We start from the raw sequence: 11,331 nt of genomic DNA on the forward strand, positions 1-11,331 counted from the left end.
GGTCAGTGTCCGGCTCTTCATCGTCTCAGAGCCCATGCTGGTCAAGGAACGCCGGCCACCAGTTCACCGTTCGCCTTAGCACTTCGACGAGGCCGATGCTGCCCAGACCTGATGGATCGGGTGCCTCCACCAGCAGCCAATCGGGCTCCTTTCCTATGACACCGAGCGGTGCGATGCCGACGGGATGGGCCATTCCTGGATCATAGAAGATTCCCTTGATCAGCTCGACCGAGTGGTACCCATCATCCCTTGTAAGGAAGTGCTTCGTCCCATTCGCAAGGCTATTGAGTACATCCAGTTCCGGACACTGCCGTTTGATGTATGTCAGGAACCGCTCCTTCGGCCGGCTTCCCTTGCAGCCGTCGGTGAGTGGTGACCAGTACGCGGGCCGATCACGCCAGACCCAGTCGGATAGGTGCCAGCAGGCGATGACCGCGTTGAGGCCAAGCCGCGCATCGTCAGTCTTCGACATGTAGTCGGTGAAGTTCGGCAGCACGAACTGCTCATAGAACTTCCTCGGCGTCTCCAGGAAGGCCATGGATATAGTCCTCACCGACTCACTGAGCCCTGCTTCCCTTCACGTTCCAGTCAGGTTGGATCATCTCTATCAGAGCGGACTCTAGCCCTGGCGACAGGTCCACCGGAAGCCCGCTCCATTCTGTCTTACCGGGTGTGGCGAACATCATCGAGACCCTGCGATCTGATAGCAGCGCATCCCGGATCAGGTCCTTGACCCTCTGGCTGGTCTTCTGCTTCTGGTGTCCCACCCAGTAATCGACCATTCGGCGCCACAGATTAACGCTGACACCGACGTAGACCACGAAGCCATCCAGGACGATGGCGTACACGCCCATCTCCTTGGATGCCTTGGTCGAGATCGAGATGCTGTCCCCGTCGATCTGCCAGTCTCCGCCGTAGTGGAAGCCGGCTTCTGAGAGCCTCTTAGCCGGAAACGGCCTAACGCGCCTGTGCTTTGCCTTTACCGTCAGCTCAAGCGGCTCCGTCTCCAGATCGACCTTGCGTGTCGGCTTGCGGGTAGGGTCGAGGCCCGTCGTGATCCCCGCGTCAATCAGTACCTTCCTTACGTGCTGGTACCTCTTGTCGACGATCTTCGCAATCTCGGTCCGGGTATAGCCGTGTCTTGCAAGTCGTCTGATCTTTTCCGAGGGACCGTGTGCCCCCGCGATGATCTCTTTTGGTGGTAGCCTGGCCATCCCCCGTCCCTTCATTTTTTTTGTATGGGGATCATCTCCGACATCACCACGCCGGTAAATAACTCATCAACTGAGGTTCGACCGGATGATCCTAAGCATGCCCACGTCTGTCGTAGAGGTGGCGACAGCGGAGGTTCCGGCGGCGATGCCGGTGCGATCGGACAGGCCCAGTTTGAGTCTCACCCAGAGCCATATATCTCTGAGCCGAAACCTTTCTGGTGATTGGGAAAACCTAGGTATTCGACGGTGGTAAGGGGGCGGCTGAAGCTTCTGGAATATTTTGCCAACAGGTCTGAGTTATCCGAAGGATGTTGCCAAAATCTCTGGTAATTTATTGCCATCGACTCGGATTCGAATCGTCTGAATCGGGCCTAAAATTGCCGATTACTCTGGTTTCCGACAAGATACCCGGTCTTTTGAGAATTTCTCAGCTCTTTTGAGAAATCGGACCAACTTCCCTGAGAATCGGTGAGTCTTGCTGCCGCGCTTCGCGCTAGGGCCCGCGGGATAGCGTGGTAAAATCCATCCGGATTGCCGGCAGAAATTTTGGCTGCCGGCGAGCGATCCGAAAGGGTCCAATATGTATTTGCCGCGGACATGGTCCGTCGACATCCCGCTCCTGACCGATGAGAGTTTTTCATCCTGGTTATTGAACGGCAATAGGCGCATGAAGGACAAATGAGCCCTGCCGGTCGCGCTTGAGACGGCGGTCTGTTCTTTCTGCACCCGATGGGCCTTCTAGAAATTATAGCGCAGGGCGAAGATCAGCTCGGCGCCACGGACATTCTTCGTGCTCAGATCGGGCGCGCCGCCGGTGATCCCCCAGTCGGCCTTGCCGAGATCGACGTACCGCAGCTCGATGTCGTTGACGACATGGTTGCCGAGATAGAAGGAGGCGCCGGTGCCGATGCTCCAGGCCGGCGCATAGCTGGTCTTGTCGATATGCTGCACCACGCCGCTGCCGGTGGTGGTCAGGTCGCCCTTCACGGCATTGCGCGACAGGCCGATACCCCCGGAAATGAAGGGCGACCAGACCTCCGGGTTGCCGGACCGGAAATACCAGTAGCCCTTCAGCATCAGCGAGACATTCTGCACCGTGCTCGACAGCGCGTAATTGGTGCCGCTGCCCGTCAGCAGCGGCGCACCATCGAAGGTGACTTCCGTGCGGTTCATCAGTTCAAGCTCCGTGCGCAGCGGCAGGCCCTCGTGCAGCCAGGTATAGCCGCCGGCCATGCCGAAGGCGCCGATCATGTTGCGGCCATTGTCGTCGACCAGCCCGGCGCCGGTACTGCTCTTCACGGTGCCGGTCTCGACCAGGCTGGGGCCGCCCTTGCCGGCGAAGTAGAAGCCCGAGGGTTGCTGCGCATCGCCGGCCATCGCCGGCGCGGCGGCGGAGATGGCAAGGGTCGACAGCAGGAACGCGGTTGCGGTTTTAGGAAAGTGCGGCATGGTTCGATCCTGACGATGCGCGTGTAGTCAGCGGGCAGCGAAACGGCGGTATTTCCCGATCAGCGCCCGGTCGACCAGCTGCGGCAGTAAACGCTGCATCAGCACGAACAGGCGTTCGGCACCACGGGCATAGATGCGGTCGCGGTCCTGTGCGACGGCGGCAACGATCTGGGCGGCGATCGTTTCCGGCATGTCCATGGCCATGTCGAAGGGCTGCATCAGATCGGCAAAGCCATCGGCGGCGGCCGTTCGCGTGGCGCGCGGCGCGGCATAGGTAACGCCGATACCGACGGCGGCCAGTTCGCGTCGCAGCGCATCCGACAGGCCACGGAGGGCAAACTTGCTGGCGCAGTAGCCGGCGAACAGCGGGTGGCCGATATCACCGAACACCGAACCGATATTGACGATGCGCGCCTGCGACGACAGTTGCAGCAGCGGCAGCAGTTGTCGGGTCAGCGCCATCGGCGCGATCACGTTGGTGGCGAACAGGCGGCTCATGTCGGCATCCGTCAGATCGGCAAACCGGCCGCTGATGACCACACCGGCATTGTTGACCAGCAGGTCGAGGCCGCCCGGTGTGGTGCAGGCCTGAAACAATGCATCGCGGCCAGCGGCGGTGGTGATGTCCGCGGCAACGATGACGGCATTGGCCGGGATCGGCAGCAGGGCCTGAGTGGCCGCCAGTGCGGCTTCCCGCCGGCCATTCAGCACGAGCCGGGCGCCGCGGGCGGCAAGGGCGATGGCCAGGGCACGGCCGATGCCGCTGCCCGCGCCGGTGACGAGGACGCGGGCGCCGTCAAGCCGCATGGGAAACCCCGGCGAAACCGGCATCGATGCCACGGAAGATATCGCCATACAGGCGATAGACGATGCAGGCGGTGTCGATGATCGCCTGTTCGGCGGCCGCATCACCCAGACCGTCGACCAGGTCACGGAAAAATCCGACATGCTCCTGGTCAAGGCTGCCATGCGAGCTGAGATAGCTGAAACCGCGACCGCTGCCTTGCCTGTCAGCAGGCACCAGCGCCGCCTGCAGGCTTGCGGTGGCGGCGGTCGCCATTGCCGCCGACATACCCTCCAGAACATGGACCATGCCGAGCATGGCATAGGGGCTGACGTGCTCGATGGCGTAATAGACATAGGCGACCAGCAGGCGGCAGGGCAGTTCGGGCTGGCTGTTGCGGACCGCGTCGGCATCGCCGCCAAGTGCATCGATGTCGTCGAGAATCCATTCCTCGTGGCCGCGCTCTTCGCCGATATATTCCAGCAGCGCGGTGATGTAGCGCGCATCGGCATCGGTGCAGCGCGCAGCGGCGCTGGCCAGCAGGCGGCAGGTATGGCGGACATGGTGGTAGGCCTGGCCGAGGAAGGCGAGATACATCTCTATCGGCACGCCATGGCGCAGGGCACGCTGTATCACCGGAATGGCGATGAAGGCCTCGCGTTCCGTGCGGGTCTCGCCGATCAGGCGTTCAAAGAAAGACATGCTGTTGCTCCGTTTCGGGGGTGAGGCTGGCGAAGATGTCGGCATACCGGGTGACGATGTCGCGGCGGCGCGGCCGGCCGTTGCCGGTCAGCAGGCCGGCCGCGGCCAGACTGTCGGGCGGCAGCACCATCAGATGACGTGGCCGCGCATAGGCCGGCGCCGCGGCGACCAGCCCGTCGATCAGGGCATGGCGCTTCGCAGCGTCGGCGCGGTCAAACCAGACGGCACCGAAAGCCGAAGCTTCGATGATGGCGCCGAGCTGGCCGTCGGCGGCGGGCAGCACCACGCAGCGGCCGATGCGCGGGTCGGCCTGCAGCATGGTCTCGATCCATTCCGGTGCGATGTTGCGGCCGTTCGCGGCGACGATCAGGTTGTCGCGGCGACCCAACACATGCAGGAAGCCGTCCTCGTCGAGGCGGCCGAGATCGCCGGTATGCCACAGGCCGGCCGGATCGGTGGCCACACCGTTGTGATAGCCAAGGCAGACCGAAGGGCTGCGCACGATGATCTCGCCATCGGCCGCAATGCTGATCTCGCTGCCGGGCAGCGGCCGGCCGACGCTGCCGGCACGGCGCCAGCCCGGCCGGTTGACGGCAACCACCGAGCCGCATTCGGTCAGGCCATAGCCCTCATGCACCGGGATGCCGAGCGACCAGGCCTGCTCGGCCAGCGGCGGCGGCACGGCTGCGCCACCCACGGCGACGAAGCGCAGGCTGTCTGGAATGCTGACGCGACCGACCTGTGCTGCCATGACGAGGCCCTGCAGCAGCTGCGGCACCAGCACCGTGGTGGTGGGGCGGAAGCGGTCCAGTACCTCGCCGAGCTGCACGGGGATATCGGCGCCGCTGGCCGCGGCGACATTGGCGGCGATATGGCAGCGCCCGCCGGCCAGAAGCGGCAGGTAGATGCCGCAGATCGCTTCGAGCAGCAGGGCATAGGGCAGGACCGAGAGATGGCGGTCGTCCGCCAGTGCACTGGCGGCATGCAGCAGGGCCGTACAGGTATGTATGATCTGCGCGGCACCGAGTCGTGCGCCTTTCGGCCGACCGGTCGAGCCCGAGGTATAGACGATGCGTTCCCCGGCCATCGTTGCGGCTTGCCACGGCCGTTCCGTGTGTGGCGGTGCGATGACGCGGGCACCGAGCCGCGCGGCGCGCGACGCCTGCCGGGCGTCGGCAATCACCGTGGCGATGCCGGCATCGGCAAGGATATGCGCGAGCTGCGCGTCCGAGAAGAAATGCGGCAGCGGCACGATGGTGGTGCCGTAAAGCCAGCCGGCGAGGTCGCAGACCAGCCAGTCGATGCTGCTCTCGCCCAGCAGGCCGACCGGCCCGGTGGCGGGCGAGATTTCGGCAGCGGCGCCGGCGACGCGACGGGCCAGCTGGGCGAAGGTGATGTCGCCGGTGGTGTCGGAAAAGGCCAGGGCTTCGCCCTGTACCGCCGACCAGCGGCCGAGTGCCGCGAGTATGTCGAACGTCATGGCGCGATGGCAGCGGTGGCGATCTGCGGCAGACCTGCGGTCAGTATCGGACCGGCCGGTGCGGCAGGCATGTCCTTCCGGTGGTCGAGCTGCCCGAGAGTACTCAGTCCATCGACGGCGCAGACGCGCGGCGCGCATTCGTAATAGCGGCCCCAGGCAGCAGGGTCGGGAACACGTGCGGCCTCGGCCGGGCCAAGATCGAGCAGCGGGATGGCGAGGCGGTCGGCAAAGCACCGCAGCCGGCGGCTTGCGGTGAACAGGCCCCAGCGATGGCCGCTGGCGAGGCCAAGGGTGGCGAAGCCGGCCAGCAGGATCAGCAGGGCGCCGGGCCGGGCTGCCGCCAGCGATCCGAGTTCGAGAATCGCGTCGCGCCGCACCGACTGGCCGCTGGCCGCAGCGATTGCCGCCTCGACCGGTTCGTCGAGATACTGTTCGGAGAACAGGCCGCCAGCATGGTTACGCAGGCTGGCGGCGCAGACCGGATGGTCGCTGTCATCGAGGACCGCCACCATGATATCGGGAAAGCGGCTGACCATCGCGCCGTATTCGTCGAGGAAGACGGCGCTCACCATTTGCTCGACGGCGATGCGGCGCTCGCTGTGCTGCGGCACGACAATAAACTGCATATCCGGCTCCGGGCGGTTGCTGACCGGATCATCCGTACAGGAACCGGCTTACCGGCGGCTGACTGGCGCCTTACGGCAGGCTTACAGCGGCAGTTTTAATGTTTCTGTTCTGCCGGCAGCAGCGGCAGCCGCAGGGTGAATTCGGCGCCGCCTTCGGGCAGGTTGTGCATGGAGACACTGCCGCCATGCGCCCGCATGGTCTCGGCGACAATGGAAAGGCCGAGGCCGGCACCGTGGTGGCGTGGCTGCTGGCCGCGCGAAAAAGGCTCGAAAATCCGCGCCTGCCAGGCCTCCGCCACACCGGGGCCATGATCGCGGACGGCCAAGCTGCCATCTGCCCTGACACTGATGGTAACTTCCGTTCCAGGCGGCGTGTGGGTCATTGCGTTCTCGACCAGATTACGCAGCGCATCCTCCAGCGCCATCACCGAGGCCTGGACCAGCACGGGTGCCGCCGTCCGGTTGAGTGCAAGGCTGCGACCGCGGGCGATTGCCAGCGGTGCGAGGTAGGCGACCACCTTCGCCGCCAGACTGTTGAGATCGACGGCCTCGTCCAGTGACAGAGTGGTCGCCTGCAGCCGCGAAACCTGCAGCAGCTGGCCGACCAGGCGGTTCATGCGGGCAATGTCCTCGCCGAGCTGGGTAACAGCCTCGCCGGATCCCAGTTCACTCAGGCGTGCGGTCAGCACAGCCAGCGGCGTACGCAGTTCGTGGGCGGCATTGGCGGTGAAGCGGCGCTGTGCCTGAAAGCCGTATTCGAGCCGGTCCAGCGCGCTGTTGACGGACCGGATCAGCGGACGGATCTCTTCCGGCAGCTCGGTTTCCGGCAGCCGCATGCCGCTGGTATTGGGGCCGATCCGCAGGGCACGGGCCGAAAGCGCCTTCAGCGGCCGCAGGCTCGACCGGATAGTCCAGACCGAAATGGCCAGTGCCACGACCAGCACGACGGGGAAGACCCAGCCCATATGCTCGGCAAACTCGCCGAGCACGGATTCAATATAGGCCTCCCAGTGCAGATAGCCCTGGGCCACCATTATGCGCAGCTCCGGATGGCCCGGAACCATGGTCACCAATGCAAAATACGGCGTTTCCTGGCCATTGCTGTCGAGCAGGCGGATATAGGACTGCTTCGCCCGGATCTGCGCTACCGGCAGCGCCGTCATGAAATCCCGTGCCTTGCGGCTGGAGGCATCGAGTATCTGGCCGTCGGCGGTCAGCAGGGCATAGAGATAGCCGTCGCCGGATTCGCGGTAGGATTTCTGCAGATCGTCCGGCATGTCGAGGCGCGGCGGCGTGGCATCCGCATCGATATGACGGGTGATCTGTTCGGATTGCACGCGCAGGCTGACATCGTCGAGGTCATCGACCGAGATCCAGATATACTGGGTCACCGCACCGGCGAGGAACAGCATGCAGCCGAGCAGTACCGCGCTCAACCGCCATGCCAGGCGGGCCTGCAGGGACCAGGGCTTTTGCGCCAGCTCGCTCAGCTCTGCGCCTCCGCCAGCATGTAGCCGACACCGCGCACCGTATGGATGCGGCCGGAAAAGCCGTTGCTGTCGAGTTTCTTGCGCAGGCGGTGCAGCAGAACCTCCAGCGAGTTGGAACTGACCTCGTCGTCAAAACCGTAGATGCGTTCCTCGAGATGGTCCTTCGGCACCACCTGGCCGGCGCGACGGATCAGGTTCTCCAGCAGGGTCAGCTCGCGCGGAGTCAGTGCCAGCGGGCGGGTGTCCACGGTGAGCGCCCGATTGATGGTGTCAAAACGGATGTTGCCCAGTTCCAGCACGACGCCGAGTGCCCCCGAGGGTCGGCGCAGCAGCGCCTTGATCCGTGCGATCAGCTCGGGTACCGCGAAAGGCTTGAGCAGGTAGTCGTCGGCACCGGCATTGAGGCCTTCGACCCGGTCGTCGACACCATCGCGCGCGGTCAGGACCAGGGTCGGCGTCATGTTGCGGGCGGCGCGCATGTCGCGCAGCAGGGCCAGGCCATCCTCGTCCGGCAGGCCGAGATCGAGGATGATGGCGTCGTAGCTGGTGGTGGCGATGGCGGCGCGTGCTTCGTCGACGGTGCCGACGGCATCGGCGGCGAAACCGGCCCGCTCGAGACTGCGGCCGACCAGCTCGCGCAGGCGGTCTTCGTCCTCGACGATCAGGATGCGCATGATGAATGCCGCAGACGGAAGCGGTCAGTCCGGCATGTATTCGATGGTCGAGCCATCCTTGGCCTTGAAGCGTATCCTGACCAGGACATGGCTGGAATCATACCACAACTCGCGCTGCAGATCGCCGGTAATCGCATAATGGTGCGCGGCTTCCTTGCTGCCCTTGACGAACACCGTGTCGGGGCCGAGGTCGGCGACCTGGATCGCCATGCGGCTGCCGTCCAGCGTATTGAGAATGCGTCCACCTTGCAGGATGCCGTCGTTCCACAGGCTGGCCGGAATGATGGTGGCCGGTGCATCGGCGTCATGGCCATCGGCATGGATTTCCAGTCCGGCATTGGCGGCTTCGGCATCCAGCACGTGATGGGTGCCGTCGTCGTTGGTCTTCGACCACAACCGCACCAGCCGGTCGCCATGCCAGACCTCGTGGCCTTCATGCTCGAAGCGATAGGCGGTGATGAAGGCGACCTTGACGGCAATCCTGGTGTTGATGTCGACGGCGAGATTGCCGTCCTGTTTGTGGAACGTCAGCTGGTGCTCACCGACCTGGCTGCCGTTGCGGAAGACCGCGAAGCTGAGCCGGCCGTTCGGCGGCACCGCGGCGCTGGCCGGTGCGGCCAGTGGCAGCAGGGCGAGGATGGCGGCTAAGGCGAGGGGCAGGCGAAAGGCGTTGCGGCGCGACATGGCGGTATCCGTGACCAGTGAAGATGGTGCCAAGCTATACGCTGCGGGGCTTACAGCCGGCTTACTGCCGCCGCCGGTGCGACGTCGCGCGCTGCCCAGGCCTCTTCGTAGAGTTGTTCGAGGTGTCGCACGGTTTTCTGGGTGTCGAACAATGCACTCTGCCGCGCCGTCAGTACCGCATGGCGCAGGGTATCGCGCCGTGCTGCATCGTGGCCAAGGTCGACGGCGAGCCGGCAATAGGCGTCCCAGTCGGCGCAGACCAGCCCGGGCAGGCCTGCCGCCTGCAGCAGGCTGGCGCCGACGCGGGCCGGAAAGCCGTCGCCACAGACCGTGATCAGCGGCACCCCGGCCCAGAGGGCATCGCTGCCGGTGGTATGCGCGCCATAGGTGCCGGTATCGAAATGCAGGTCGGCAAGGGCGAGCCGCGCCAGATGCTCGGGCTTCGGCAGCCAGCCGGCAAAGATAAGGCGGTGTGCCGCGACACCAGCGGCCTCGGCCGCCGCACGCAGGTTTGCCTGCAGTATCGGCGCGCCGCCCAGCAGCCACAGCATGGAATCCGGCACCGCGCGCAGCACCGCCATCCAGGTCGCAAAGACGGCGCGCTCAATCTTGTCGGCCGAACAGAAGCAGGCATAGACGACGCCATTCTCGGGCAGGCCGGCCTGCCGGCGGGTCACCGGCGCGCCGATGGCCTGGTCGCAGTCGTTGATCTGGTAACTGCCGGGCAGGCGCAGCACGGTTTCGGCATAATCACTGTCATGCTCGGGCGGCGTGACCACCGCATCACCGATCAGGCAGTCATGCAGCTTGCCGCCCATCGTGCCGGCAAAACCCAGATACAGCATCTGCAGCGGTGCCGGCCGCCAGGCGAGGATGCCCGGTCGCATCAGGCGGTTCGGGCCGGACAGGTCGACCAGGATATCGACGCCATCGGCACGGATCTGCGCCGCGGCGGCACGGTCGTCCAGGCCGTCCAGCCCGGTCACGCGGTCGCAGCCGTCCTGCAGGATGCGCGCGGCTTCGGCATCCGGCCGGTTCACCGGATAGGCATGGATGCGGAACCGGTTGCGGTCATGCCGCTTGAACAGGCCGGCGGCCAGATGCATCAGCGGATGGGGGCGGAAATCACCGGAGATGTAACCGATCGTCAGGCGCCCGTCGGCCGGCCCGGTCAGCGATGGCGGCGGCAGGGCATCCGGCCGGGCAACGGCCAGATAAGACCGCGCGGCAGTGGCCGCAATGGTCAGCCGCTGCCTGCGGCCAAGCGGCAGGCGCAGCGACAGCCATGGCGTGATGGCGCAGGGCTGGCCCGCCTCAGCTCTGGCGGTTTCCGTCGCCAGGAGTGGCGTGGCCGCCTCGACGCGTGCCCAGTCGCAGACGCCCTGTGCCGCCTGCGCCAGCAGTACGGCGGTGCGGGCATGGTCGGGCCGTGCCGCCGCCGCGCCTTCCAGATGCGCGATGGCGCGTTCATGCAGGCCGGCGGCCAGAAACGTGGCGCCGAGATTAAAATGCGCGTCGAACAGGCCGGGCTGTGCAGCCAGCGCAGCCTCGAAACTGGCTATAGCTTCGACAACCTGTCCCGCCGCCCGCTGGGCGAGGCCGATATTGATGGTGAACGTGGCCGACATGTCCGGATGGCGGGCCTGCAGGTTGCGCCACAGGTTGATTGCCGCGTCAGTACGCCCGGTTCTGTTCAGGAGGACCGCCTTGCCGTTCATGATTGCGGCATCGCCCGGGAAGGCCTGTTCCAGCCCGGTGTAGACGGCTTCCGCCTCGGCGAAGCGCTGCATTCGCAGCAGGTGTTCGGCCTGCCGCAGCAGCGCCCTGGCATTGATGGGTGACGAGAATGTCGACATCGGGGGCGGAAGAATCCGAGGGCACTGCGTGGGGGCCAGTTTCTGGCAATCTGCGGTGCCACTCTGGCGCCGTCGTCGGCTCTTCTAGCGGGCCTGACTGACAGTCGGCTTACAAACGTAATTGCTGTTTCCGCGCCACGGCGCGGGCTGTGGCTCTGCTTCGATGACTGATCGCGGCACGCCTGCATTGCCTGCGCCAGTGGAACGGCAACACCTTGTCGAGGTGTACGACACGGTATACGGAAGCCCCTTAGAGCAGCGCAAAGGATAACATAAAATCAATTGGTTATGGGGCGTGCCCGACTGGGGAATTAGCACCCCCTGGGAGGTGCGCGCTCCAATCCCGCAATACGTCCAATCTGACCGCTAAAG

Annotated in this window: 11 protein-coding genes; all 11 read right to left on the reverse strand. The window is 65.1% G+C overall.

Features of this window, described 5'->3' with window-relative positions; translation table 11 throughout:
* Positions 1-25 precede the first annotated feature (25 nt).
* Positions 26-538 carry a hypothetical protein gene (locus ACFOOQ_RS11810; RefSeq protein ID WP_379726461.1) on the reverse strand — a complete coding sequence of 171 codons (513 nt, stop codon included), beginning with the start codon at positions 536-538 and terminating at the stop codon, positions 26-28.
* 19 nt (positions 539-557) lie between these two features.
* Positions 558-1,214, reverse strand: coding sequence for a GIY-YIG nuclease family protein (locus ACFOOQ_RS11815; RefSeq protein ID WP_379726464.1), 657 nt, complete (start codon positions 1,212-1,214; stop codon positions 558-560).
* A gap of 738 nt (positions 1,215-1,952) precedes the next feature.
* Positions 1,953-2,663, reverse strand: a complete 711-nt coding sequence (locus ACFOOQ_RS11820) for an outer membrane protein (protein ID WP_379726467.1) — start codon at positions 2,661-2,663, stop codon at positions 1,953-1,955.
* Positions 2,664-2,690: 27 nt separating this feature from the next.
* Positions 2,691-3,470: an SDR family oxidoreductase gene (locus ACFOOQ_RS11825; RefSeq protein WP_379726470.1), complete on the reverse strand. Its 780-nt coding sequence runs from the start codon at positions 3,468-3,470 to the stop codon at positions 2,691-2,693.
* Positions 3,460-4,149, reverse strand: a complete 690-nt coding sequence (locus ACFOOQ_RS11830; protein WP_379726474.1) for a TenA family transcriptional regulator — start codon at positions 4,147-4,149, stop codon at positions 3,460-3,462. The genes ACFOOQ_RS11825 and ACFOOQ_RS11830 overlap by 11 nt, the downstream gene beginning before the upstream one ends.
* Positions 4,136-5,629 carry an AMP-binding protein gene (locus ACFOOQ_RS11835; protein ID WP_379726477.1) on the reverse strand — a complete coding sequence of 498 codons (1,494 nt, stop codon included), beginning with the start codon at positions 5,627-5,629 and terminating at the stop codon, positions 4,136-4,138. The genes ACFOOQ_RS11830 and ACFOOQ_RS11835 overlap by 14 nt, the downstream gene beginning before the upstream one ends.
* The gene (locus ACFOOQ_RS11840; protein ID WP_379726480.1) at positions 5,626-6,255 is read right to left on the reverse strand and encodes a thermostable hemolysin; all 630 of its coding nucleotides are present in this window, start codon (positions 6,253-6,255) and stop codon (positions 5,626-5,628) included. The genes ACFOOQ_RS11835 and ACFOOQ_RS11840 overlap by 4 nt, the downstream gene beginning before the upstream one ends.
* Before the next feature lie 95 nt (positions 6,256-6,350).
* Positions 6,351-7,691, reverse strand: coding sequence for a sensor histidine kinase (locus ACFOOQ_RS11845; protein ID WP_379726483.1), 1,341 nt, complete (start codon positions 7,689-7,691; stop codon positions 6,351-6,353).
* A 50-nt stretch (positions 7,692-7,741) separates the two neighbouring features.
* On the reverse strand, positions 7,742-8,419 hold the full coding sequence (locus ACFOOQ_RS11850) for a response regulator (RefSeq protein ID WP_379726486.1): 678 nt from the start codon (positions 8,417-8,419) through the stop codon (positions 7,742-7,744).
* Positions 8,420-8,443: 24 nt separating this feature from the next.
* Positions 8,444-9,103: a DUF6134 family protein gene (locus ACFOOQ_RS11855; RefSeq protein ID WP_379726489.1), complete on the reverse strand. Its 660-nt coding sequence runs from the start codon at positions 9,101-9,103 to the stop codon at positions 8,444-8,446.
* Positions 9,104-9,153: 50 nt separating this feature from the next.
* Positions 9,154-10,959, reverse strand: a complete 1,806-nt coding sequence (locus tag ACFOOQ_RS11860; RefSeq protein WP_379726492.1) for an O-linked N-acetylglucosamine transferase, SPINDLY family protein — start codon at positions 10,957-10,959, stop codon at positions 9,154-9,156.
* Between the last annotated feature and the right edge of the window lie 372 nt (positions 10,960-11,331).

The organism is Ferrovibrio xuzhouensis (assembly GCF_042648965.1).
In the GTDB taxonomy this organism is placed as follows: domain Bacteria; phylum Pseudomonadota; class Alphaproteobacteria; order Ferrovibrionales; family Ferrovibrionaceae; genus Ferrovibrio; species Ferrovibrio xuzhouensis.

Bases quoted from the DNA above. Each gene is read 5' to 3' on its own strand.
- ACFOOQ_RS11810 (WP_379726461.1), bottom strand. From the start codon at position 538: ATGGCCTTCCTGGAGACGCCGAGGAAGTTCTATGAGCAGTTCGTGCTG.
- ACFOOQ_RS11815 (WP_379726464.1), bottom strand. From the start codon at position 1,214: ATGGCCAGGCTACCACCAAAAGAGATCATCGCGGGGGCACACGGTCCC.
- ACFOOQ_RS11820 (WP_379726467.1), bottom strand. From the start codon at position 2,663: ATGCCGCACTTTCCTAAAACCGCAACCGCGTTCCTGCTGTCGACCCTT.
- ACFOOQ_RS11825 (WP_379726470.1), bottom strand. From the start codon at position 3,470: ATGCGGCTTGACGGCGCCCGCGTCCTCGTCACCGGCGCGGGCAGCGGC.
- ACFOOQ_RS11830 (WP_379726474.1), bottom strand. From the start codon at position 4,149: ATGTCTTTCTTTGAACGCCTGATCGGCGAGACCCGCACGGAACGCGAG.
- ACFOOQ_RS11835 (WP_379726477.1), bottom strand. From the start codon at position 5,629: ATGACGTTCGACATACTCGCGGCACTCGGCCGCTGGTCGGCGGTACAG.
- ACFOOQ_RS11840 (WP_379726480.1), bottom strand. From the start codon at position 6,255: ATGCAGTTTATTGTCGTGCCGCAGCACAGCGAGCGCCGCATCGCCGTC.
- ACFOOQ_RS11850 (WP_379726486.1), bottom strand. From the start codon at position 8,419: ATGCGCATCCTGATCGTCGAGGACGAAGACCGCCTGCGCGAGCTGGTC.
- ACFOOQ_RS11855 (WP_379726489.1), bottom strand. From the start codon at position 9,103: ATGTCGCGCCGCAACGCCTTTCGCCTGCCCCTCGCCTTAGCCGCCATC.
- ACFOOQ_RS11860 (WP_379726492.1), bottom strand. From the start codon at position 10,959: ATGTCGACATTCTCGTCACCCATCAATGCCAGGGCGCTGCTGCGGCAG.